Raw genomic sequence first — 22,798 nt, 5'->3', positions numbered from 1 at the left:
CAGCGGTAATGCAGTTCAGTTAAGGCTCTTTTAGGTGACGAACGGCGTAACGAGCCGGTCTGGCTTTGACGACACGGGGGCATTTTCGCCCCCGTCGTTTTTCCACGATAGCCATCTGCAACTGCAAACGCAGGCGCGCCAGATGGGACGGCAGTTTCCCCGGACTCATTCCCGCCGCCCAGATCAGTTCGTGCTGGATGATGTGCAGTGCGCGCAGGAAGCTCAGATCGGTCGGAGCGACGCGCGCTTCAGTGGCCGCCTTGGCGATTTCAAGTCTGATCAGGTTGTAGGCAATTAAGGCCCCCCAGATTTCCTGATTGACCCCTTCGGGCAAACGCGAGCGCAAGGTCAGCGCTTCGCCCAGCATCGATTGTTTGAGCTCGCGGTAGCTGGTTTCAATTTCCCAGCGCCGGCGATAGCAGTCTGCCAGATCCTGCGCTTTGAAGCGGCGGCGATCGAACAATGAGGTCAGCAGTACCCGGCTTTGACCATTGGCCGACTCGACTCGAATGGCACGGGCCTCCCAGGCCTCGGGCAGATCAGGGACCTTGACGCGCGCTTGAGGAGATATACGCAAACGAACCCGACAATCCTCGGGCGTTCCCGACAGGACTTCGTATTGCGTGTTGGACTTGGCGGGGATCAGGTAATGCCGCTCGGTGCCCGCAGCACTCAAGCCCAACAATATTTCCGCAGAAACAAAGCCCTTGTCGAAGACGGTCAGGGAATGGTCCTCGATCCGACCGATCAGCGCCTTGGCGTAAAGCATTTCGTTCTGGCCGTATTGGCCAAACTCGATGGCCGAGACCAGATGGGTGGGCAGTGCCGTCAGGCTGACGGCACGCACCTGAGGATAGGAGGCCACTTTGCCGCTGGCGTAGCGTTGGGCACCAAAGAATTCGCGGTTCTCGGGGCTGTCCGGCACCCGAAAGGTGGTGCCATCGACCGCCCATAGCGAAAGTCCCTTCCACTGATTCGCGACCTTCTCCTGTGCGCACCAGGCTTGGGCCGTTTGCTCGAACAACCATTGCAGCGGGGCTTGGCCAAGGCGAGCCCGCGCCTGCGTGATCGCACTCTTGCAGACCGCCTCGATTCGGGTGTCGGGCAAGGCCAGATCCAGGGTGCTGAGTACTTCTTCCATCGACTGGCGACGAAACAACGCCAGGGCGATCACCAGCCAGACCACTTGCTCCGCCGGCAAACGACGGCGGCGAACACTCGCCACCCCATGCGCGCTGAGCGCCTGCTCAATCCACTCATACGGCAAATGAGCCGCCAGACGATCGAATCCGATCGTCGGCATGACATCTGTCGTAATGGAGAGCTGGCTGGACAACATCGTTCGCCACGTTAACCATTCGGCGAACTGTCCACAAGCCCCAAAATGAAAAATGCCGCTCACCTAAGTGAACGGCATTACCGCGTCAGCGGGCTTTTTTATTTACTTGATCCTTGCACACACTCGAACAATTACGTAGCGGCGCACTGCATGGTTGCCGGCATCTCAAGCTGGCTTGCGGCTTGCACGAGTTTCCGCCTGAAATTTTCAATCTGGCTGATACGCTGGAGGTACTCGATTTATCGGGTAATGCCCTGTCTGCCTTGCCCGACGATCTGCCGCGCCTCACCAGGCTGCGCATCATTTTTTGCTCCGATAACCAGTTCGCCGAGTTGCCCGAGGTGCTTGGTCGTTGCCCAACACTGGAAATGATCGGCTTCAAGGCCAACCAGATCAGCATTGTTTCCGGCCAGGCGCTGCCGCCGGCCTTGCGTTGGTTGATCCTGACGGACAATCGCGTTGCCGAACTTCCGCCGGAAATCGGTGATTGCGTCTTTCTCCAGAAGCTGATGCTGGCCGGCAATGCACTGCGTGCCTTGCCGTCGCGTATGGCGGCTTGTCGGCGGCTTGAGCTGCTGCGTCTGTCGGCCAATCAGTTGCCGGGACTGCCGGCCTGGTTGCTCGCCTTGCCTCGCTTGTCCTGGCTGGCTTATGCCGGAAATCCGTTTTGTGCCGATTTTGCACCGCTTGATGCGCCGCTGATCCGCGCCATTCCGTGGTCCGGTTTGCGGCCATCGATCAAGTTGGGCGAGGGGGCTTCGGGGGTGATTCATCAAGCCGAGTGGCTTGAGGGGGATCAGCGGCTGGCTGTCGCCGTCAAGTGTTTCAAGGGCGCGATGACCAGCGACGGTTTACCGCATCACGAAATGCAGGCTTGCATTCACGCCGGAGAACATGCCCATCTGATTCCGTTGCTCGGTCGGGTTATCGACCACCCGGAGCAGGTCGAAGCGCTGGTCATGGCCCTGGTCGATCCCGCGTTCGTCACCCTGGCCGGTCCGCCCAGCCTCGAAAGCTGTACGCGCGATATCTATTCCGCCGCGTTGCAGTTCCCGCTTGCGGCAGCCATCCGGCTGGCGCATGGCATTGCATCGGCCGCCCGACATTTGCATGCGCAGGGAATCATGCATGGCGATCTGTATGCACACAATATTTTGCATGCCGGCGATGGGCGGGCATTGCTCGGAGATTTCGGTGCCGCCTCCTTCTTCTCCCGGACCGACCCCACTTTGGCACGTGCGCTGCAAGGCATCGAGGTCCGGGCATTTGGTTGTTTGCTGGAGGAATTGCTCGAACGCAGCATTGTCGCGGTCGACCCGTCAAATCACCATGAATTGCTGAGTGAGCTGCAACAGCGGTGCGTCCAGGAAAATGTCATGGACCGACCGGCTTTCAGCGAAATCGAACGCAGCTTGCGGCAATGCATGTGATCCCTGGCCGTCGGTGATTCTGGCGATCTGTGCATATTGAAAATCGTATTGTCTGAATCTGTTCCTGTCCGGCTTTGGCTGATTAACTGGCGGCCATCATCCGATCAGGAGCAAATGCATGAGCAAGCCAGTCAGCAAGGTCCGGGAAGCCAAGCTGGAGTTGTACCGCAAAAGTGGGAAAATCCACGCCAAGGCAGTTGGCGGAAAATTCAATAACTTGCGCTGGGCTGTTGTCTGGCTGACCCAGATCATTTTCTATGGTGCCTGCTGGCTTGGCTGGGAAAGTCAGGGCGTGACGCGTCAGGCGGTCCTGTTCGATATCGCGCACGAAAAATTCTACCTGTTCGGACTGGTTCTCTGGCCGCAGGATGCCTTGTTGCTGGCGTTTGTCCTGATTATTGCGGCGACGGCTCTTTTTTTGGTGACGGCACTGGCGGGCCGCTTGTTTTGTGGCTTTGCCTGTCCCCAAACGGTTTACACCTCGATCTTCGTCTGGGTCGAAGCCAAGCTGGAAGGGGATCACCTGGCACGGCTGAAGCTCGATCAGAGCCCGATGAGCTGGCGAAAAGCAGCGATCAAGCTTGGCAAGCACGGCGTCTGGTTTTTGATTGCCGCCTGGACGGGGATTACCTTTGTCGGTTATTTCACGCCGATCCGCGAATTGCTCGCCTCGATTGCCGATTTTGGCACCGGGCCATGGGAAACCTTCTGGCTGGTTTTTTATGCCGCATTCACCTACATCCAGGCTGGCCTGGCCAGGGAATCGGTTTGCCAGCACATGTGTCCCTATTCACGATTCCAGGGGGTGATGTTCGATCCGGAAACGGCCAATGTTGCCTACGATGGCCAGCGCGGCGAGCCCCGTAATCTCCGGCGCCATGCGGCAGGGGCGGGCGATTGTATCGACTGCGGTGTTTGCGTTCAGGTCTGCCCGACAGGTATTGATATTCGTGATGGCCTGCAATACCAATGCATCAACTGCGGCTTGTGCATTGATGCCTGCGATCAGGTCATGGACAAAATTGGCACGCCGCGCGGCCTGATCCGTTTTGCTTCCGAGCGCGAGCTGGCCGGGCAGCCAAAGCCCGGAGGGAAACGCTTTCAGCGCCGGGTTGCCGCCTATGCCGGCTTGCTGCTGTTGTGTACCGGCATGACGCTCTGGACTGTCAGCCAGCGTTCGCTGCTGATGGTCGATGTGCTGCGCGATCGCGGTGCGCTGTTGCGTGAAACGGCGGATGGAGCGATAGAGAATTCATACACCCTGAAACTGATGAACCTTGATGAAATGACCCAGGAGTTCCAGATCGAGGTCAGCGGCGTGCCGGGGCTGCAAATTGTCGGCGCCTCCCGTTTTTCTGCCGATCCGGGCAGCATCCGGGCGGTTCCCTTGACGCTTCTGGCTCAGGGCGAGCAGCAGTTGTCGGGTATCCAGCCGATCCAGTTCAGGATCTTTGCACTCAACAATCCGGCCGCCCAGGCGCAGGAGAAAAGCAGCTTTGTTTTGCCTTAACGCTGGGCGGACAGCGCGCGTGAAACGAAATGCCGTGGCACGCGCGTTTTCGGCGTGTTGCCGGAGAACCAGGCGCGCACATCCTCATCCAGACCGATGCCGTGCATGTAGTTGTAGAGCGCCTTGTTCAGCGCCTTGCCGAGGGCGTTGTGGTCGACGCCGGTCGGGTCGATGAATTCGACATCGTTGGTCGCGAAGGTGATCGGCGGCAGGGCTTTTAGCTTGATGCCGTACTCGGCCGGGTTGAGGCCGACGGGAGAATGCACGGTGCAGGCGAAGCGGTGGAAGAAGCCGGACTGGATGCAGCCTTCCATGAACAACTGGCGCACGTATTCCAGCGCGTCGACGGTGTCCTGCACGGTTTGTGTCGGGAACCCGTACATCAGGTAGGCATGAACGAGGATGCCGGATTCGCTGAAGGCGCGGGTGACGCGCGCCACCTGATCGACCGAGACGCCTTTTTTCATCAATTGCAGCAGGCGATCCGAGGCGACTTCCAGTCCGCCGGAAACGGCGATGCAGCCGCTGTCGGCCAGTTGGTTGCACAGTTCCGGTGTGAAGGATTTTTCGAAACGGATATTGCCCCACCAGGAAATCGCCCGGTTGCGCTTCTGCAGTTCGTCAGCCAGCGACTTCAGTGCTTTCGGCGGCGCTGCTTCGTCGACAAAATGAAAGCCGGTCTGCCCGGTTTCGGTAATGATTTCCTCGATGCGGTCGACCAGCAACGCAGCCGGCGCGCCGTCGTAGCGGCCGATGTAGTCGAGGCTGACGTCGCAGAAGCTACATTTCTTCCAGTAGCAGCCGTGGGCCACGGTCAGCTTGTTCCAGCGCCCGTCCGACCACAGCCGGTGCATCGGATTGAGCATGTCGAGCAGCGACAGGTAGCGGGTGAGCGGCAGGCCGTCCCAGGTCGGCGTACCGACTTCGGCGAACGGCACATCCGGCTCGCTATTGTTGAAGTAGCGCACCTTGCCGTCGACCCGGGCGTAGGTGCGGACCAGGTTGAGGCGCGGGCGCTGGCCGGCGAGGTGCTCAAGCAGCGCGAGCAACGGGCGTTCGCCATCGTCGAGCGTGATGTAGTCGATGTGGTCGAAGACGCGCGCTTCCTTGAGCTCGCGCAATTCGGTATTGACCCAGCCGCCACCGAGCACGGTGACGATTTCCGGGTGTTGCGCCTTGATCGCCTGCGCCATCCGGAAGGCGGCGTAGACCGAGCCGGGGAAGGGGACGGAAAGCAGGACCATGGTCGGTTTGCTGCGGTCGACGGCGGCCAGGGTCAGTTTTTCCAGCGTCTGGTCGACCAGCGTGGGCGGCGTGGCCAGGGCGCGGGCCAGCGGTTCGAAGGTCGGTTGGCTGCGGGCCAGCGACTCGGCGTAGCGAACGAACTCGAAGCGCGGATCGACGGCTTCGCGCAGCACGTCGGCGACATCGTCGAGATAGAGCGTTGCCAGGTGGCGCGCTCTGTCCTGTACGCCGAGCGAGCCGAAGGCCCAGGCCAGCGGGTCGCCGCCATCGTCATCGATGTAATTGTCGAGTGAGGCGAAGCGCGGTCCTTCAGGCAGAAAATTACGGCCGCAGATGCGGTGGCCGATCGACGGGTCACGGCCTTGCAGGAAGGCGACAGCCGGGGTGATCGTCGCGCTGTAGCGGTCGAATTGTTCGTCGAAATAGGCGACTATCGGCGAACGCTTGCGTGCCGGGATGGCTCGGACATGCTCGCGGATAGCGGCCATGCCGGATGGCGAAAACAGTTCGAGAACAAGCCCCAGCGCAATGTCTTCTTGTACGGCATCGACCCCGCGCGAGCGCAGAAAACCCGTCAGGTAGGCGGTGGACGGGTAGGGCGTGTTGAGCTGGGTCATCGGTGGGATGACGGACAGGATGCGGGGCGTAGTGATGGACATGGCAGGGCGAATCATAACGGGAGGGCGCCGGATTGCGGCCGGAAAAAAACCGGGCAGTGGCTTCAGGCGCTCAGGCCGGGTGGGGCTGGGGATTGAATTTGAAGCGTTTGGGCAGGTCGACCGCGGCAATCTTGCCGAGCGTCAGTCCGTGCCAGTCAATCCGGGTAGAGCGGCCCTGCATCAGACCGAAGAAGGCATTTTCTTCGGCCGGTTGGCCGTTGATGTCGCAGCACTGGCCGATAAAAGTGGCCAGGTCGCGGTCATCGAGCAGGCCGATACCGAGTTCGGTGTCGAACAGAATGTTGCCATCGGCATCCAGATAGATGGCCTTGATGGCGCCGGTCGCCTGACCGGTCTGGCTGACCAGTTCACGTTCAGGCGTGGCGTTGAAACGAAAAACCCACGGGGTGCAGGCGAGACTGACAAAGACCCGCTGCGGCCCGTTTTGGACAAACCAGCAGCCTGATTCATCACAACCATACTGCTGGTTGATGAAGTTGATCAGGCCACTGTGGGTGACACGCTCTCCCTGCAAGCGCCAGTCGCCCCGCCGGTCGAGCGACAACCAGTCGTAACAGGCGGGGACATTCGGCCACTTGGCAATGCCGGAGAGATTAACCGTCATCAGTCGGCGTACGCTTCCATCGGCGGGCAGGCGCAATTCAGGTTGCGGTCGCCAAACACATCATCGATGCGATTGACGCTCGGCCAGAACTTGTTGGCGGCAACCCAGGGCAGCGGGAAGACGGCCTGCTGACGGCTGTACGGATGCGTCCAGTCAGCGTCGATCACATCAGCCTGCGAATGCGGGGCATTCTTCAGCGGATTGTTATCGGCTGACCACACGCCGTTCTCGATCTGGCGGATTTCTTCGCGAATGCTGATCAGGGCGGCGATGAAGCGGTCCAGTTCAGCCTTCGACTCGGATTCCGTCGGCTCGACCATGATCGTGCCGGCGACCGGGAAGGACACCGTCGGCGCATGAAAACCGTAGTCCATCAGACGCTTGGCGATGTCGATCTCGGCGATGCCGGTGGCGGCCTTGATCGGGCGGATGTCGAGAATGCACTCGTGCGCGACGCGGCCGTTCTTGCCGACGTAAAGCACCGGATAGTGCGCGTCGAGCTTGCGGGCGACGTAGTTGGCGTTGAGGATGGCCACTTGCGTGGCCTTCTTGACGCCTTCGCCGCCGAGCATGGCGAGGTACATCCAGGAAATGGTCAGGATCGAGGCCGAACCGAACGGGGCAGCGGAGACCGCACCCTGGCCGGCATTGACGCGATCGGCTTCGCCGGTGGCGGCAACGGCGTGGTCGGCCATGAACGGTGCGAGATGCGCCTTCAGGCCGATTGGGCCCATGCCCGGTCCGCCGCCGCCGTGCGGGATGGCGAAGGTCTTGTGCAGGTTCATGTGGCTGACGTCGGCCCCGATGAAGCCGGGCGAGGTCAGGCCGACCTGGGCGTTGAGGTTGGCACCGTCCATGTACACCTGGCCGCCGTGGCTGTGCACGATGGCGCAGATGTCGCGTACGGCTTCCTCGAACACGCCATGCGTGGACGGGTAAGTGATCATCAGGCAGGCCAGGTTGGCGGCATGCTGTTCGGCCTTGGCTTTCAGGTCGGTGACATCGACGTTACCGTTGTCGTCACAATCGACGACGACGACCTGCATGTTGCACATCTGGGCCGTTGCCGGGTTGGTGCCGTGCGCCGATTTCGGGATCAGGCAGACATTGCGATGGCTGTCGCCACGGCTGGCGTGGTAGCGGGAAATCGCCACCAGACCGGCGTATTCGCCCTGCGCACCGGAGTTCGGCTGCATGCAGATGGCGTCGAAGCCGGTGACGGTCTTCAACCAGTCGGTCAGGCTGGCGATCATTTCGAGATAGCCGACAGCCTGGTCGCGCGGGGCGAACGGGTGCATGCCACCGAATTCAGGCCAGGTGACCGGAATCATTTCGCTGGTCGCGTTCAGCTTCATGGTGCAGGAGCCGAGCGAAATCATCGAATGGTCGAGCGCCAGATCCTTGTTCTGCAGCGACTTGAGGTAGCGCAGCATTTCGTGTTCGGTGTGGTGCGTATTGAACACGGGGTGGCTGAGGATGGCGTCGCTGCGGAATAGTTCGTCGGGCAGCGCGGAATCGGCAGCGGCAACCTGGGCGTCGATCACTTCCATGTCGAGCGTGACCTGGGCGATCAGCTTGAACAGGGTAGCGACATCGTTGCGCGTCGTCGTTTCGTCGAACGAAATGCCGAGCACACCGGCCGAAACGCGGCGCAGGTTGTAACCGGCGGCCAGCGCATCGTTATAGACCGAGTCGGCACGGGGGCCGAGGTCGAAATGAACGGTGTCGAAGAATTGCTTGGTCAGCAGGTTGATCCCGGCGCGCTTCAGGCCCTCGGCCAGAATGGCAGTCAGGCGATGGATACGACCGGCAATGGTGCGCAGGCCTTGCGGACCGTGATAGACGGCATACATGCCGGCCATGTTGGCGAGCAGCACTTGCGAGGTGCAAATATTGGAATTGGCCTTCTCGCGGCGGATGTGCTGTTCGCGCGTCTGCAGCGTCATGCGGTAGGCGGTGTTGCCGCGCGCATCCTTGGAAACGCCGATGATGCGGCCCGGCATCGAGCGGACGAAGGCTTCGCGGGTAGCGAAGAAAGCGGCGTGCGGGCCGCCGAAACCCATCGGAATGCCGAAACGCTGGCTCGAACCGAGGGCAATGTCGGCGCCCATCGCGCCGGGCGACTTGAGCAGGACCAGCGCCATCAGGTCGCTGGCCACAGCGACGGTAGCGCCCTTGGCTTTGAGGCTGGCGATGGTCTCGCTCAGGTCGTGCACGTCACCGGTGCTGCTCGGATACTGGAGCAGGGCGCCGAAGAATTCTTCGTCCTTGACGCTGTCGACCGCGGCAATAACCAATTCGAAGCCGAAATAGCCGGCGCGCGTATTGACCACGTCGATAGTCTGCGGGAAGCAGTTGGCATCGACCAGGAAGCGGTTCGACTTGGACTTGGAAACACGGCGCGCCATGGTCATGGCTTCGGCCGCGGCGGTGGCTTCGTCGAGCAGCGAGGCGTTGGCGATTTCCAGGCCGGTCAGGTCGACGACCATCTGCTGGAAATTCATCAGCGCTTCGAGGCGGCCCTGGGCGATTTCGGCCTGATAGGGCGTGTAGGCGGTGTACCAGCCCGGGTTTTCCATCACGTTGCGCAGGATGACCTTGGGCGTCAGCGTGTCGTAATAGCCCATGCCGATGCAGGACTTGTTGATCACGTTCTTGCTGGCAATCGCCTTCAGGTCGGCCAGGGCTTCGTGCTCGCGGCGCGGCGCGGGCAGCGGCAGGTCGGCCGGCAGGCGAATGGCAGCCGGGACGGTCTGGTCGATCAGCTGTTCGAGGCTGTCGGCGCCGATGGCGGCGAGCATGGCGGCCATTTCGGTCGAGCATGGACCAATATGGCGGCCGATGAACTCGTCGTGCTGTTCCAGCGCGGAGAGCGGTTGATTGAGCGGCATGGGCTGTCCTTGCTTAGGCGGCGTCAGCCAGGCCTTGGTAGGCGGCAGCGTCGAGCATCTTGTCGAGATCGGCAACGTTGTCCGGCGTCATCTTGAACAGCCAGGCGCTGTAGGCGTCCTGATTGACCGATTCCGGTGCGTCGGCCGCAGCCTGGTTCACTTCGGTGACGGTGCCAGCGATCGGGGCGTAGACGTCAGCGGCTGCCTTGACCGATTCAACGACGGCGATTTCCTTTTCAGCATCGAAATGGGCGCCGACTTCCGGCAGTTCGACGAAAACGAGGTCGCCGAGGGCTTCCTGGGCGTGGTCGGTAATGCCGACCGTGACGGTGCCGTCAGCGTTGAGCAGCATCCATTCGTGGGAGGCAGCGTACTTGAGGTTGGCGGGGACGTTGGACATGGTTTTCTCCTGAATGGGGGGTAATTAAATGACGGCTTTGCCGTTGCGGGCGAATACGGGTTTGGTGACTTTGGCCTTGAGCAACTTGCCACGGATATCGACTTCAACTTCATCGCCGATGGCGACGCCAAGCGGCAGGCGGGCGAGGGCAATGGATTGCTGCAAGGTGGGTGAGAAACTACCTGAGGTAATTTCTCCATTGCCTTGTTTTGTAACGACAGTTTGGTGGCCGCGCAGCACGCCCTTGTCGAGCAGGATCAGGCCGAGAAACTGCTTTTGCTGGCCTGCTGCGGTCAACGCTGCTTTACCAACGAAATTGCGTTCGTCCTTCATGGCGACGGTCCAGCTCAGGCCGGCGTCGAGCGGTGAAACGCTTTCGTCCATGTCCTGGCCGTACAGATTCATTCCGGCTTCGAGGCGCAGCGTGTCGCGCGCGCCCAGGCCGCAAGGGGCAACACCGGCGGCGTTGAGCTTGTTCCACAGGGCTTCGGCTTCACCGGCCGGCAGCATGATTTCGTAGCCATCTTCACCGGTGTAGCCGGTGCTGGCGATGAAATACTGGTCGACTTCAGCGGCAAAGAATGCCTTCAGGCCTTCGGTTGCCGTCTTGGTCTGCGGCAGTACTTCCCAGACCTTGGCGCGGGCATTCGGCCCTTGCACGGCGATGATGCCGAGCGGTTCGTTGCCGTCACGGCGCTGGGTGATGCTCACGTCCAGCTTCCATTCGGTGACCTTGGCCTGCATCCAGTCCAGATCCTTCAGTGCTGTGCCGGCATTGACCACGATGCGGAAACGCGTTTCGTTGATGAAGTAGATGATCAGGTCGTCAATCACGCCGCCGGCGTCGTTGAGCATGGCGGCGTACAGTGCCTTGCCGGAAACCTGCAGCTTGGCCACGTCATTGGCGACCAGGCGGGAGAGGAATTGGCGGCAATCGGCGCCGACGACATCGACCGGGCACATGTGCGAAACATCGAACATGCCACAGTTGGAACGCACGGCATTGTGCTCTTCGATCTGCGAACCGTAGTTGACCGGCATGTCCCAGCCGCCGAAATCAACCATCCGTGCATTCATTGCGCGGTGCGCTGCGTTTAAAACCGTTTTCTTCAGCATATCAATCCTTTACGAACATTTATTAATGTCGAATCTAGAAACGGAAAAGGGGTGAAACGAAAGAACGAATCTTGCGTTTCACCCCTCTGTCCTCGATACCTGAGAGATTTGCCCCATCGGTGGGCGCTGTTGACGCCGCTCTCCAGAGTTTTTTGCACGATGCGAGCATCGTGCTTGTCCCGCGGTCCTTTTGCCTGAGCGTTTTCGGGTGAAATTGCGCCTTCGGCGGCAGACTGTATCTGCGCTCTCCCACGGAACGGGAGGCACTATAGCGGGATGCATGGGTCGAGGCAACCTGCTGCACTGCACAAGGCTCTTGGCGCCTTCGTGTTAAACTCAGCGTTTACAAATGCAAACCAAGCCCGTGATTCCGACCAATTTCGATTTTCATAGCCATTCTGCCGTTTCCGATGGTTTTTTGCCGCCGCATGAGGTGGCAAGACGGGCTGCGGCCAATGGCGTCGATCTCTGGGCTTTGACCGACCACGATACCTTGGGTGGTTTGGCCGAGGCGGCAGCGACTGCAGCCGAGGTCGGCATGGGGTTCGTCAATGGTGTCGAAATCTCGATCGAATGGCGTAACACGCCGATCCATGTCGTCGGCCTGGGTTTCGATGCGCAGCATCCGGGGTTGAGCGGTGGGCTGGAAGCCTTGCGCCTTGGTCGCGTCGAGCGGGCGCAGCGGATGTCCGATGCGCTGGCAGCGATTGCCATTCCCGGCGTGCTGGAAGGTGCGATGCGCTATGCCGGTAATCCCGACCTGATTTCGCGCGCTCACTTTGCGCGCTACATGGTCGAAATCGGCATTGCCCGCGATGTGCCGGGCGTGTTCCAGCATTATTTGACGCCGGGCAAGCCGGGCTATGTCGATCATCGCTGGGCCTCGCTCGAAGAAGCGATTGGCTGGATCAATGGCGCCGGCGGCGTTGCCGTGGTGGCTCATCCCGGTCGTTACAAGATGTCTGGCGGCGACATGCGCCGTTTTCTCGACGATTTCAAGGATCTGGGCGGGCAGGGGGTCGAAGTGACCTGCGGCAGTCATTCGCCCGATCACATCATGCATTTTGCCCGGCTGGTCCGGCACTACGCCTTCCACGCCTCGCGCGGCTCGGATTTCCACGGGCCGACTGAAAGCTATGTCGATCTCGGCAAGCTGCCGCAGCTACCGGAAGATCTCAAACCCATCTGGCGTCTGGTTCGTTAATTTATGGCTCGTGTTGTCAATATTCATCCGGATTCACCGCAGCAGCGCTTGCTCGTGCAGGCGGCCGAATTCATTCGCAATGGCGCACTGGTCGCCTTGCCGACCGACTCCTGCTACGCGCTGGGCTGTCATCTCGGCGACAAGGAGGCGATGGACCGTATTCGCCTGATTCGTCAGATGGACGATAGGCATCACCTGACGCTGATGGTGCGCGACTTGTCTGAAATCGCCCATTTCGCCCGCGTCGACAACGCCCAGTACCGCTTGTTGAAGGCTGCGACGCCGGGCAGCTACACCTTCATTCTCGAAGGTACCAAGGAATTGCCGCGCCGCGTGCTGCATCCGAAACGCAAGACCATCGGCCTGCGCGTGCCGAATCACCCTGTCGCGCTGGCGTTGCTCGAAGAGTTGAACGAGCCGCTGCTGACCACTACGCTGCAATTGCCGGGCGACGAGTTTCCGTTGACCGAAGGCTGGGAAATCCAGGATCGCCTCGAAGATCAGCTTGAGTTGATTCTCGATGCCGGCCATTGCGGCACCGAGCCGACGACGATCATCGACCTGACCGGCACGGCGCCCGAGCTGATTCGTGCCGGGCGCGGCCCGCTGGCGCTTTTTGGGCTGGATTAAGAGGTAGACCGTGGAAAGCCTGATCCAGACCATCGCCATCTCGGCCTTGCCGGTGATTTTTGCGATCACGCTGCACGAGGCGGCGCATGGTTACGCGGCACGCCATTTTGGCGACCCGACGGCTTATCTGGCGGGGCGGATCACGCTGAATCCGCTGCGCCATATCGATCCGGTCGGTACCATCCTGATTCCAGCGATGATCCTGCTTTTTTCCGGTGGCTCCTTCCTGTTTGGTTATGCCAAGCCGGTGCCGGTCGACTTTGGCCGCCTGCGCCATCCCAAGCGCGACATGCTCTGGGTGGCGGCGGCTGGGCCGGCGGTCAACCTGTTGATGGCGCTGGGCTGGGCTGCGTTGCTCAAGCTGGCCGTCAGCGCGCCGGAAAACCTGTATTCCCTGCCACTGGCTGAAATGAGCCGGGTCGGCGTGCTGATCAATTGTGCGCTGATGGTGCTCAATTTGCTGCCGCTGCCGCCGCTCGATGGCGGGCGGATTGCGGTCAGCCTGCTGCCCTATTCGCTGGCCTGGAAGTTTGCCCAGCTTGAGCGCTGGGGGTTCCCTATTTTGCTGGTCCTGTTGTTCACCGGTATCCTCGATGCCATCATGAATCCGCTGCTCGGTCTCGCGACGCGGATAATCCGAGCCATTTTCAGTTTCTAAATAAAGACTATGTACGCAGAACGTGTTCTTTCCGGCATGCGCCCGACCGGCGCCCTTCACCTCGGCCACTACCACGGTGTTCTCAAGAACTGGGTCAAGCTCCAGCACGAGCATCCCTGCCTGTTCTTCGTCGCCGACTGGCACGCCCTGACGACGCATTACGATAATCCGCAGGGTATCGAGCAGGCCAGTTGGGACATGATCATCGACTGGCTGGCCGCCGGGGTTGATCCCAACCAGGCGACGCTGTTCATCCAGTCCCGCGTCCCGGAACATGCCGAACTGCACCTGCTGATGTCGATGATGACGCCGCTCGGCTGGCTTGAGCGCGTGCCGACCTACAAGGACCAGCAGGAAAAGCTGGCCGGCAAGGATCTGACGACCTATGGCTTCCTCGGCTATCCACTGCTGATGAGCGCCGATATCCTGATCTACCGGGCCGACAAGGTGCCGGTCGGTGAAGACCAGATTCCGCACGTCGAATTCACCCGCGAGCTGGCTCGTCGCTTCAACCACATGTACGGCCGCGAACCCGGTTTCGAGGACAAGGCACGCGAAGCCGTCAAGAAGCTGGGCGGCAAGAAGGCTCGTCTGTATGAAGAACTGCGCACCCGCTTCCAGCAGAATGGCGACAAGGAAGCCATCGAGCAGGCCAAGGCGATGCTTAATGAAATCCAGCACCTTTCCGCGGTCGACCGCGAAAGACTGTTCGGTTTCCTTGAAGGCACCGGCAAGATGATCCTGGTCGAGCCGGGCTACCTGCTGACCGAAGAATCCAAGATGCCGGGCCTGGATGGTCAGAAGATGTCGAAGTCGTATGGCAACACGATCACCATGCGCGAATCCGAAGAATCGGTGACCAAGAAAGTGCGCAGCATGCCGACCGATACCAATCGCGTGCGCCGCACGGATCCGGGTGAACCGACCAAGTGCCCGGTCTGGCAACTGCATCAGGTGTATTCCAACGATGCCTGCAAGGAATGGGTTCAGCAGGGTTGTCGCACCGCTGGTATCGGCTGTATCGAGTGCAAGCAGCCAGTGATCGACGGCATCCTGCGCGAGCAGGTGCCGATGCGCGAACGGGCCCAGATGTATCTCGACGATCCGACACTGGTCAAGAACATCATTGCCGACGGCTGCGACAAGGCACGCGATCTGGCGCGTGAAACGATGCGCGATGTGCGTGAAGCCATGGGGCTTGAGTACCACTGATGCTCGATAACATTGATATCGAGGCGCTGATCTGGATCGCCATCGGCTTTGGTGGCCAGGCGCTGTTCATGATGCGCTTCGTCATCCAGTGGTGGAGCAGTGAAAAGGCCAAGATGGTCGTCATACCGGTTTCGTTCTGGTATTTCAGCCTGGCCGGCGGCATCGTGCTGACCATCTACGCCATTCACCGCAAGGATCCGGTGTTTATTTTTGGTCAGGCGCTGAGCCTGATCATCTACGTGCGCAACCTTCATTTGCATTACAAGGGCAAGGGCCGCTCGGCCGCCTCGTGAGCATGAATACTGCGGTCGACGTGCCTGTTTCGGATCTTTTTGTTCCGGTTGCCCGCATTTATGGCGAGGCGATGCAGCACCTGCCGCAGGATCTCTACATCCCGCCGGATGCGCTCGAGATCATGCTCGATGCTTTCGAAGGCCCGCTCGACTTGCTGCTTTACCTGATCCGCAAGGCCAATGTCGACATTCTCGATATCCCGATGGCGCCGCTGACCCGGCAGTACCTCAGCTACATTGATAGCATGCAGGTGAGCAATCTCGAACTGGCAGCCGAGTATCTGGTGATGGCGGCGATGCTGATCGAGATCAAGTCGCGCATGTTGTTGCCGCGCCCGAAGCTGGGCGATGGCGATGAGGCCGAAGATCCACGGGCGGAGTTGGTTCGCCGCCTGATGGAATACGAGCAGATGAAAATCGCCGGCCAGAAGCTCAACGAACTGCCGCAGGCGGATCGCGAGTTTTTCTGGGTCGAAACGCTGGTTGAAAAATCGCTTTATGTGCGTTTGCCGGAAGTCTCGGTCGATGATCTGAAAGAGGCGTGGATGTCGGTGGTTCGTCAGGCAAAATTGACGAAAAACCACAAAATCAGTCGCGAAGAGTTGTCGGTACGCGAACATATGGGCATTATTCTTCGCGTTTTGCAGGAACGCGGTGGTTTTGTCCAGTTTGAAACGCTGTTTGATCCTGAAATGGGCGCCCCGAGTCTGGTCGTTCACTTTCTCGCCATGCTTGAATTGGCGCGCGAAAAGCTGGTCGAGATTACACAGACCGAATCCTTTCAACCCATTTACGTGAGAGTGCAGCAAGGTGGAACCGAGCCTGGTCAAGAAAGTGCTTGAAGCGGCCTTGCTCGCCGCCCGCGAGCCGATGACGCCGCTCGAGTTGCGCAAAATGTTTGACGATTCCTTGTCGACCGAGATGATCCGCAAATTGCTCGATCAGTTGCGGGCTGAGTGGGAAGATCGGCCGGTTGAGCTCATCCAGTTGGCGTCCGGTTGGCGTTTTCGAACGCGGGCCGAGTATTTGCCGTATCTTGATCGCCTCAACCCGGAGAGGCCGCCACGCTACTCACGGGCGGTGCTTGAAACCCTGTCGATCATTGCCTATCGTCAGCCTGTGACGCGTGGCGATATTGAAAACATTCGCGGCGTTGCGGTAAGCAGCAACGTCATTAAAACCCTGGAAGAGCGAGGCTGGATCGACGTCGTCGGCCATCGCGAAACCCCCGGTCGGCCGGCACTGTTTGCCACGACCAAACAATTTCTCGATGATCTGGGCTTGCGTAGCGTCAGCGAACTGCCGCCGCTCGAACAAATCAGCCAGACACTGGAGCTGAACCATGAAATCTAAACGTACTCCGCTTCGTCCGTCGCCCCAGAAGGGTGAGGGCGGTTTTGAAAAACGCAGCGAACGCGGTGTCGACCGCAAGAGCGATGCGCCGCGTGGCCGTGGGCCGCGTCCGGCGCCGGTCGAGGCGGGTGAAGCCGGCGAGGGTGTGCCGACTGCAGCGCCGGCTGCGGCGCCGCGTCGCCGTTCCGGGCCGCCGGCCATCGGTCGGGCTAATCGCGGCAATGTCGCACGCAGCGGCAAGCTGATCGCCGAGGCCAAGCCGGAACGCCTGCAGAAAGTGCTGGCTCAAGGCGGTGTCGGTTCGCGTCGTGAAATGGAAGAGTGGATTGCCGCAGGCCGGATCAGCGTCAATGGCGTGACGGCTGTGCTCGGTCAAACCGTGATTCCGACCGACAAGGTCAAGATTGGCGGGCGTCTGGTCAATCTGCGCTTCACCAGCGCCCGGGTGCCGCGCATCGTGATGTATCACAAGCCGGAAGGCGAGATTGTCTCGCGTGACGATCCGGATGGCCGTCCTTCGGTTTTCTCGGCTCTGCCGCGCATCCGTGGCGGGCGCTGGATCGCAGTCGGTCGTCTCGACTTCAATACCTCCGGCCTGTTGCTGTTTACGACCTCCGGTGAGTTGGCCAACAAGCTGATGCATCCGAGTTCCCAACTGGTTCGCGAATACGCCGTGCGTGTGCTTGGCGAACTGACCGACGAAGCGCAGAAGCAGTTGCTCGCCGGGATTGAGCTTGAAGATGGCCCGGCCAGCTTTGCCTCACTGGAAGATGGTGGCGGGGAGGGGGCGAATCATTGGTATCGCGTGACTATTTATGAGGGTCGCAACCGCGAAGTGCGCCGTATGTTCGAGGCGGTCAATTGCACGGTAAGCCGCCTGATTCGTGTCCGCTACGGGCCGTTCCAGTTGCCGCCGCAGCTCAAGCGCGGCCGTGTCCGTGAATTGACCGATGCCGAGGCCAAGCTTTTTGTTCGCGAACTGGATAAGGCTATTGCGCCGCCACCTCAGGACCCGGAGAGCGCATAAAGTCGGGGGGATTCATTTACGGGAAGGGATAAACTCGTTATAATTCACGGGTTTGTTCCTCCCGCCATTTTTGGTGGGGCATCTTTTTTTCAATGAGGTGGGCGTTTCGCCCATTTTTTATTTGTGGCTATGGATTTAAATACGCTGCTTGAAACGACCGTTGTCGGTCTGGGTTATGAACTCGTCGATGTCGAGATGTCGCCACGCGGCCGGACTATTCGTGTCTTTATCGATGCGCCGGGCAAGGCGACGGGGATTGACGTCGAGGATTGCGCCAAGGTTTCCAACCAGTTGTCGCGTGTTTTCGAAGTTGAAAACTACGATTACGACCGCCTGGAGATTTCTTCGCCGGGCCTGGATCGGGTTGTCAAGAAGGCGGCTGACTTTGAGCGTTTTGCCGGTCAGGATATCCAGATCAAGCTGCGCATTCCGCATGCCGGTCGCCGCAATTTCCAGGGCGAACTGCTTGGTTGCAAGGATGGCAAGGTTGGTCTGCGCCTCGAAAAAGATGATGTGGAACTCGAATTCAATAATATCGAAAAGGCACGCATCGTGCCCCGATTCGACTGAAGGACTAGGAGGTTTTAGCCCATGAGCCGTGAACTGTTGCTGCTGGTTGATGCACTGGCCCGCGAAAAGAACGTCAACAAGGATATCGTCTTTGGTGCCCTTGAACTGGCGCTCGCTTCTGCGACCAAAAAGCGTATCCATGATGAAGCCGATGTGCGCGTTGCTATCGACCGTAATACGGGTAACTTCGAGTCCTTCCGTCGCTGGCAGGTTGTGCCGGATAACGAATACGTCAACGAATATCTCGAAACGCCGCTGTCCGAAGCCCAAAAAGAAGATCCGGAAATTGAAGCCGGTGATTCTCTCGAAGAAGCGCTTGAGCCGATCGATTTCGGCCGTATCGGCGCCCAGGCAGCCAAACAGGTCATCCTGCAAAAGATTCGTGACGCCGAGCGCGAACAGATCCTGACCGATTTCCTGGATCGCAAGGAGCACGTCGTTTCCGGCACCATCAAGCGCATGGAACGTGGTAACGCGATTGTCGAAGCCGGCAAGATCGAAGCCCTGCTGCCGCGCGACCAGATGATTCCGAAGGAAAATCTGCGGGTCGGCGATCGTGTTCGTGCCTATCTGCTGCGCATCGACCGCAATGCTCGTGGTCCGCAAATCATTCTGTCGCGTACTGCGCCTGAATTCATCATCCGTCTGTTCGACATGGAAGTGCCGGAAATCTCCGACGGCCTGATGGAGCTCAAGGCTTGCGCCCGTGATCCTGGTCTGCGCGCCAAGATTGCTGTCAAGTCGAACGATCCACGTGTCGATCCGATCGGTACCTGCGTTGGTCTGCGCGGTTCGCGCGTCACCGCCGTGCGTAACGAAATCGGCGGCGAAAACATCGACATCGTCCTGTGGTCGGCTGATCCGGCCCAGTTCGTCATCGGCGCACTGTCGCCGGCTGAAGTCTCTTCCATCGTTGTCGATGAAGAAAAGCACGTCATGGATGTGGTGGTGGACGAAGATAACCTCGCCATCGCCATCGGTCGCAGCGGTCAGAACGTTCGTCTGGCTTCCGAGTTGACGGGCTGGACGATCAACCTGATGACTCAGGATGAAGCTGGTAAGAAGTCTGAAGCCGAGCACGCTGTGACCCGCATCATGTTCATGGAAAAGCTGGATATCGACGAAGAGCTGGCTGACCTGCTGATCGACGAAGGTTTCTCGACCCTTGAGGAAGTGGCTTACGTGCCGCTCGCCGAAATGCTCGAAATCGACGGTCTGGACGAAGATATCGTCAACGAACTGCGCAATCGTGCCCGCAATACCCTGCTGACCGAAGCCATCGTCACCGAGGAACAACTCGAGAATGTGGCCGACGACCTGATTGGTCTTGAAGGCATGAGCAAGGAACTGGCCGCCAAATTGGCTGGCAATGGCGTCAAGACCCGTGATGATCTCGCGGAACTGGCGGTAGATGAACTCACGGAAATGACCGGCATCGACGAAGAGCGTGCCAAGGAAATTATTCTGAAGGCACGTGCTCACTGGTTTGAGTGAGCGGGAGGTAGCAAGTATGTCCGCAACAACTGTTTCTCAATTTGCCGTTGAACTGAAAATGCCGGTCGCGGCCCTGCTCGAGCAATTGGGCAAGGCCGGGGTTGGCAAGCAAGGCGCCGATGATTCGCTGACGGATCAGGACAAAAATCGTCTACTCGACTACCTGCGCCGTGCGCACGGTGACGAGTCCAAGACCAAGATCACCCTGATGCGCAAGCAGACGTCCGAAATCAAGGCAACCGATTCGCATGGTCGGGCCCGTACTGTCCAGGTTGAAGTTCGCAAAAAGCGTGTTCTAGTCAAGCGTGAGCTGGGTGAGCATGCAGGCGATACCATGGGTGAACTGGCAGACGAGTCCCATGAATTGCCGGTCGACGCTATCGTCGAGGTGCCGGTTGTTGAAGCTGAACCGATTCCTGAGCCGGTTGTCGAGCCTGAGCCGATGCCGGAACCCGAGCCGGAACCTGTGCCTGAGCCGGTTATCGAGCCTGAGCCGATTCCTGAGCCGGTTGTTGAAGTGGCGCCGGTTGAGGCTGTTGTTGAGGCGCCTGCGGTGGTTGTCCCACCGACCCGCGCCCAGGTTATCGGTGAAGCCGAACTGAAAGCACGTGAAGAGCAGGATCGTCGCTACCGTCAATTGCGTGAAATTCAAGAGCGCGAACTGAAGCAGAAGCAGGAGCGCGAAGCTGATCTGGTGCGCGCCCGTCAGCAGGCCGAAGCGGCGGCTGCCGCTGCCAAGGCAGCCGAGCTTGCCAAGCAGCAAGCTGCTGCCCTGGCCAAGGCGCAAGCGCCCGCTGCCGAAAAAGGTACCTTGCACAAGAAGCCGGATGCTCCGGGCAAGGATGCCAAGAAGGCTGGCGGTCGTGCCGATGATGGCAAGAAGAAGCCGGGCATCAAGACGCGTTCGTCCGATACCGGAAGCTCCTGGAAAGATGGTCGTCATGGCCACAAGAAGCATGGCAGCAAGGCCGATGACGGTCAGGGTAGCTTCCAGGCGCCGACCGAGCCGGTCGTGCGTGAAGTGCACATTCCGGAAACCATTTCTGTTTCTGATCTGGCTCACAAGATGGCCATCAAGGCGACCGAAATCATTCGCGCCATGATGAAAATGGGTTCGATGGTTACCATCAACCAGGTGCTGGACCAGGAAACGGCCATGATCGTGGTCGAGGAAATGGGGCACGTTGCACTGGCTGCCAAGCTGGATGATCCGGATGCCTTCCTCGAAGACACCCAAGGCGTCGAGCACAAGGATGTGCCCGTATTGCCGCGTGCGCCGGTTGTTACTGTCATGGGTCACGTCGACCACGGCAAGACCTCGCTGCTCGACTACATTCGTCGCGCCAAGGTTGCGGCTGGCGAAGCCGGTGGCATTACCCAGCACATTGGTGCCTACCACGTTGAAACCGAGCGTGGCATGGTGACCTTCCTCGATACCCCGGGTCACGAAGCCTTTACGGCGATGCGTGCTCGCGGTGCCAAGGCGACCGACATCGTCATCCTGGTGGTTGCTGCCGACGACGGCGTCATGCCGCAGACGAAGGAAGCCATCCACCACGCCAAGGCTGCCGGTGTGCCGCTGGTCGTGGCGATCAACAAGATGGACAAGCCGGATGCCAATCCGGATCGCGTCAAGCAGGAACTGGTTGCCGAAGGCGTCATTCCTGAAGAGTACGGCGGCGATTCGCCGTTCGTGCCGGTTTCCGCCAAGAAGGGCATGGGCATCGACGAGTTGCTTGAGCAGGTTCTGCTTCAGGCAGAAGTGCTTGAACTGACCGCCCAGAAGGATGCGCCGGCCAAGGGTCTGATCATTGAAGCCCGTCTCGACAAAGGTCGCGGTGCTGTGGCCACCATGCTGGTTCAGTCCGGTACCTTGAAGCGCGGCGATGTCGTGTTGGCCGGTCAGGTCTTCGGTCGCGTTCGTGCCATGCTGGACGAAAACGGTAAGCCGATCAACGAGGCTGGTCCGTCCATCCCGGTTGAAATCCTTGGTTTGTCGGACGTTCCGGCGGCTGGCGAAGAGGCGATTGTCCTGGTCGATGAAAAGAAAGCTCGTGAAATCGCGCTGTTCCGTCAAGGCAAGTTCCGCGACGTCAAGCTGGCCAAGGCCCAGGCTGCCAAGCTCGAGAACATGTTCGAGCAGATGAAGGAAGGCGAAATCAAGACGCTGCCCCTCATCGTCAAGGCCGACGTGCAAGGTTCCCAGGAAGCGTTGGTGCAAACCCTGGCCAAGCTGTCGAACGAAGAAGTCCGTGTGCAGATTATTCACGGTGCCGTCGGTGCGATCAGCGAATCCGACGTCAATCTGGCGCAGGCTTCCGGCGCGGTCATCATCGGCTTCAATACCCGTGCCGATGCCAATTCGCGCAAGCTGGCCGAAACCTTCGGTGTCGATATCCGTTACTACAACGTGATCTATGACGCGGTCGACGAAGTGAAATCGGCTCTTTCCGGCATGTTGTCGCCCGAGAAGCGCGAGCAGGTTACCGGTATGGTCGAAATTCGCCAGGTATTCATGGTTTCCAAGGTGGGTGCCATTGCCGGCTGTTACGTCCTGGAAGGTTTCGTCAAGCGCGGTTCCCGTGTTCGCCTGTTGCGCAACAACGTGGTTCAGTGGGACGGTGAGCTTGACTCGCTCAAGCGCTTCAAGGATGACGTCAAGGAAGTTCGCAGCAACTTCGAGTGTGGTTTGTCGCTCAAGAATAACAACGATATTCAAGAGGGCGATCAGCTCGAAGTGTACGAAATCCAGGAAGTGGCGCGTACGCTCAAATGAAGCGCGGGTTTCAACGTAGCGACCGGGTCGCGGAACAAGTCCGCCGCGACCTCGCCGATCTGATTCGTACCGAGCTGAAAGATCCGCGCGTCGGCATGATCAGCCTGACCGAGGTCCAGCTGACGCCGGATTACGCCCATGCCAAGATTTTTTTCACGACGCTCAATGCCGAGCATCTTGAAGAAATCGAGCGTGGCCTGAAGCGGGCGTCGGGTTTCCTGCGGCGTGAACTGGGGCGTCGGATTCATATCCACACGCTGCCGGAGTTGCACTTCATTTACGATAATTCGCTCGAACGCGGGGCCAGCATGTCGGAACTGATCGACCGTGCCTCGGCCCTGAGCGATCAAACGCCGGACGACTGAG

Annotated in this window: 20 protein-coding genes and 2 riboswitches; of the genes, 14 read left to right on the top strand and 6 right to left on the bottom strand. The window is 59.7% G+C overall.

Features of this window, described 5'->3' with window-relative positions; genetic code table 11:
* Window positions 1-19 precede the first annotated feature (19 nt).
* A complete protein-coding gene (locus KI614_RS09030; RefSeq protein WP_226404818.1) occupies window positions 20-1,339 on the bottom strand; it encodes an IS4 family transposase in 1,320 nt (439 codons plus the stop codon).
* A 113-nt stretch (window positions 1,340-1,452) separates the two neighbouring features.
* On the opposite strand from KI614_RS09030, the gene KI614_RS09025 reads away from it, so the two are divergent.
* Both KI614_RS09025 and ccoG read left to right on the top strand, forming a co-directional pair.
* Entirely contained in the window at window positions 1,453-2,769 is a 1,317-nt protein-coding gene (locus tag KI614_RS09025; protein ID WP_226404814.1) for a leucine-rich repeat-containing protein kinase family protein, read from the top strand.
* Between the two features lie 118 nt (window positions 2,770-2,887).
* Complete coding sequence (gene ccoG, locus KI614_RS09020; protein ID WP_226404812.1) at window positions 2,888-4,279, top strand: cytochrome c oxidase accessory protein CcoG; 1,392 nt, start codon at window positions 2,888-2,890, stop codon at window positions 4,277-4,279.
* Here the strand turns inward: ccoG and KI614_RS09015 are convergent.
* The 5 genes from KI614_RS09015 to gcvT all read right to left on the bottom strand — a co-directional run bounded on the left by KI614_RS09015 (window position 4,276) and on the right by gcvT (window position 11,215).
* Window positions 4,276-6,183, bottom strand: coding sequence for a B12-binding domain-containing radical SAM protein (locus tag KI614_RS09015; protein WP_226404809.1), 1,908 nt, complete (start codon window positions 6,181-6,183; stop codon window positions 4,276-4,278). The two genes, ccoG and KI614_RS09015, sit on opposite strands and share 4 nt — an antisense overlap.
* A gap of 70 nt (window positions 6,184-6,253) precedes the next feature.
* Window positions 6,254-6,808: a DUF2946 family protein gene (locus tag KI614_RS09010; protein WP_226404807.1), complete on the bottom strand. Its 555-nt coding sequence runs from the start codon at window positions 6,806-6,808 to the stop codon at window positions 6,254-6,256.
* A complete protein-coding gene (gene gcvP, locus KI614_RS09005) occupies window positions 6,808-9,699 on the bottom strand; it encodes an aminomethyl-transferring glycine dehydrogenase (RefSeq protein ID WP_226404805.1) in 2,892 nt (963 codons plus the stop codon). Before gcvP ends, KI614_RS09010 begins: the two co-directional genes overlap by 1 nt.
* 13 nt (window positions 9,700-9,712) lie before the next feature.
* The gene (gene gcvH, locus KI614_RS09000; protein ID WP_226404803.1) at window positions 9,713-10,099 is read right to left on the bottom strand and encodes a glycine cleavage system protein GcvH; all 387 of its coding nucleotides are present in this window, start codon (window positions 10,097-10,099) and stop codon (window positions 9,713-9,715) included.
* A 24-nt stretch (window positions 10,100-10,123) separates the two neighbouring features.
* Window positions 10,124-11,215: a glycine cleavage system aminomethyltransferase GcvT gene (gene gcvT, locus KI614_RS08995; RefSeq protein WP_226404801.1), complete on the bottom strand. Its 1,092-nt coding sequence runs from the start codon at window positions 11,213-11,215 to the stop codon at window positions 10,124-10,126.
* Window positions 11,216-11,291: 76 nt separating this feature from the next.
* Window positions 11,292-11,371, bottom strand: a riboswitch (glycine riboswitch).
* A 16-nt stretch (window positions 11,372-11,387) separates the two neighbouring features.
* Window positions 11,388-11,477: riboswitch (glycine riboswitch) on the bottom strand.
* 87 nt (window positions 11,478-11,564) lie between these two features.
* Between gcvT and KI614_RS08990 the strand changes: the two genes are divergently transcribed.
* From KI614_RS08990 to rbfA, 12 genes are all read left to right on the top strand, one after another.
* Window positions 11,565-12,419, top strand: coding sequence for a 3',5'-nucleoside bisphosphate phosphatase (locus tag KI614_RS08990; RefSeq protein WP_226404799.1), 855 nt, complete (start codon window positions 11,565-11,567; stop codon window positions 12,417-12,419).
* Window positions 12,420-12,422: 3 nt separating this feature from the next.
* Window positions 12,423-13,049: an L-threonylcarbamoyladenylate synthase gene (locus KI614_RS08985; protein WP_203466793.1), complete on the top strand. Its 627-nt coding sequence runs from the start codon at window positions 12,423-12,425 to the stop codon at window positions 13,047-13,049.
* A 10-nt stretch (window positions 13,050-13,059) separates the two neighbouring features.
* A complete protein-coding gene (locus KI614_RS08980; RefSeq protein ID WP_203466792.1) occupies window positions 13,060-13,707 on the top strand; it encodes a site-2 protease family protein in 648 nt (215 codons plus the stop codon).
* A 9-nt stretch (window positions 13,708-13,716) separates the two neighbouring features.
* Window positions 13,717-14,919: a tryptophan--tRNA ligase gene (locus KI614_RS08975; RefSeq protein ID WP_203466791.1), complete on the top strand. Its 1,203-nt coding sequence runs from the start codon at window positions 13,717-13,719 to the stop codon at window positions 14,917-14,919.
* A complete protein-coding gene (locus KI614_RS08970; RefSeq protein ID WP_203466790.1) occupies window positions 14,919-15,212 on the top strand; it encodes a lipid-A-disaccharide synthase N-terminal domain-containing protein in 294 nt (97 codons plus the stop codon). The genes KI614_RS08975 and KI614_RS08970 overlap by 1 nt, the downstream gene beginning before the upstream one ends.
* A gap of 2 nt (window positions 15,213-15,214) precedes the next feature.
* Window positions 15,215-16,054, top strand: coding sequence for a segregation and condensation protein A (locus KI614_RS08965; protein ID WP_226409287.1), 840 nt, complete (start codon window positions 15,215-15,217; stop codon window positions 16,052-16,054).
* 28 nt (window positions 16,055-16,082) lie between these two features.
* On the top strand, window positions 16,083-16,565 hold the full coding sequence (gene scpB / locus KI614_RS08960; protein ID WP_264178123.1) for an SMC-Scp complex subunit ScpB: 483 nt from the start codon (window positions 16,083-16,085) through the stop codon (window positions 16,563-16,565).
* Window positions 16,555-17,592 (top strand): 23S rRNA pseudouridine(2605) synthase RluB, encoded by a 1,038-nt coding sequence (gene rluB / locus KI614_RS08955; protein ID WP_226404783.1) that lies wholly within the window; start codon window positions 16,555-16,557, stop codon window positions 17,590-17,592. The genes scpB and rluB overlap by 11 nt, the downstream gene beginning before the upstream one ends.
* 129 nt (window positions 17,593-17,721) lie before the next feature.
* Window positions 17,722-18,162, top strand: a complete 441-nt coding sequence (gene rimP / locus KI614_RS08950; protein WP_226404781.1) for a ribosome maturation factor RimP — start codon at window positions 17,722-17,724, stop codon at window positions 18,160-18,162.
* A 21-nt stretch (window positions 18,163-18,183) separates the two neighbouring features.
* Window positions 18,184-19,656, top strand: coding sequence for a transcription termination factor NusA (nusA, locus tag KI614_RS08945; protein WP_203466786.1), 1,473 nt, complete (start codon window positions 18,184-18,186; stop codon window positions 19,654-19,656).
* 16 nt (window positions 19,657-19,672) lie between these two features.
* Window positions 19,673-22,432, top strand: coding sequence for a translation initiation factor IF-2 (gene infB / locus KI614_RS08940; protein ID WP_226404779.1), 2,760 nt, complete (start codon window positions 19,673-19,675; stop codon window positions 22,430-22,432).
* Window positions 22,429-22,797: a 30S ribosome-binding factor RbfA gene (gene rbfA, locus KI614_RS08935; RefSeq protein WP_203466784.1), complete on the top strand. Its 369-nt coding sequence runs from the start codon at window positions 22,429-22,431 to the stop codon at window positions 22,795-22,797. Before infB ends, rbfA begins: the two co-directional genes overlap by 4 nt.
* Window position 22,798: the final 1 nt, after the last annotated feature.

Origin of the sequence: Dechloromonas denitrificans, assembly GCF_020510665.1 — a bacterium.
Classification (GTDB): domain Bacteria; phylum Pseudomonadota; class Gammaproteobacteria; order Burkholderiales; family Rhodocyclaceae; genus Azonexus; species Azonexus denitrificans_B.
The sequence above is the reverse complement of the archived record's forward strand: the minus strand, read 5'-3'. Positions and strand labels throughout refer to the sequence as shown.

What these genes read in the sequence shown, in the direction of transcription:
- KI614_RS09030 (WP_226404818.1), bottom strand. Translation starts at nt 1,339, where the DNA reads ATGTTGTCCAGCCAGCTCTCCATTACGACAGATGTCATGCCGACGATC.
- ccoG (WP_226404812.1), top strand. Translation starts at nt 2,888, where the DNA reads ATGAGCAAGCCAGTCAGCAAGGTCCGGGAAGCCAAGCTGGAGTTGTAC.
- KI614_RS09015 (WP_226404809.1), bottom strand. Translation starts at nt 6,183, where the DNA reads ATGTCCATCACTACGCCCCGCATCCTGTCCGTCATCCCACCGATGACC.
- KI614_RS09010 (WP_226404807.1), bottom strand. Translation starts at nt 6,808, where the DNA reads ATGACGGTTAATCTCTCCGGCATTGCCAAGTGGCCGAATGTCCCCGCC.
- gcvP (WP_226404805.1), bottom strand. Translation starts at nt 9,699, where the DNA reads ATGCCGCTCAATCAACCGCTCTCCGCGCTGGAACAGCACGACGAGTTC.
- gcvH (WP_226404803.1), bottom strand. Translation starts at nt 10,099, where the DNA reads ATGTCCAACGTCCCCGCCAACCTCAAGTACGCTGCCTCCCACGAATGG.
- gcvT (WP_226404801.1), bottom strand. Translation starts at nt 11,215, where the DNA reads ATGCTGAAGAAAACGGTTTTAAACGCAGCGCACCGCGCAATGAATGCA.
- KI614_RS08990 (WP_226404799.1), top strand. Translation starts at nt 11,565, where the DNA reads ATGCAAACCAAGCCCGTGATTCCGACCAATTTCGATTTTCATAGCCAT.
- KI614_RS08985 (WP_203466793.1), top strand. Translation starts at nt 12,423, where the DNA reads ATGGCTCGTGTTGTCAATATTCATCCGGATTCACCGCAGCAGCGCTTG.
- KI614_RS08975 (WP_203466791.1), top strand. Translation starts at nt 13,717, where the DNA reads ATGTACGCAGAACGTGTTCTTTCCGGCATGCGCCCGACCGGCGCCCTT.
- KI614_RS08970 (WP_203466790.1), top strand. Translation starts at nt 14,919, where the DNA reads ATGCTCGATAACATTGATATCGAGGCGCTGATCTGGATCGCCATCGGC.
- KI614_RS08965 (WP_226409287.1), top strand. Translation starts at nt 15,215, where the DNA reads ATGAATACTGCGGTCGACGTGCCTGTTTCGGATCTTTTTGTTCCGGTT.
- scpB (WP_264178123.1), top strand. Translation starts at nt 16,083, where the DNA reads ATGACGCCGCTCGAGTTGCGCAAAATGTTTGACGATTCCTTGTCGACC.
- rluB (WP_226404783.1), top strand. Translation starts at nt 16,555, where the DNA reads ATGAAATCTAAACGTACTCCGCTTCGTCCGTCGCCCCAGAAGGGTGAG.
- rimP (WP_226404781.1), top strand. Translation starts at nt 17,722, where the DNA reads ATGGATTTAAATACGCTGCTTGAAACGACCGTTGTCGGTCTGGGTTAT.
- nusA (WP_203466786.1), top strand. Translation starts at nt 18,184, where the DNA reads ATGAGCCGTGAACTGTTGCTGCTGGTTGATGCACTGGCCCGCGAAAAG.
- infB (WP_226404779.1), top strand. Translation starts at nt 19,673, where the DNA reads ATGTCCGCAACAACTGTTTCTCAATTTGCCGTTGAACTGAAAATGCCG.
- rbfA (WP_203466784.1), top strand. Translation starts at nt 22,429, where the DNA reads ATGAAGCGCGGGTTTCAACGTAGCGACCGGGTCGCGGAACAAGTCCGC.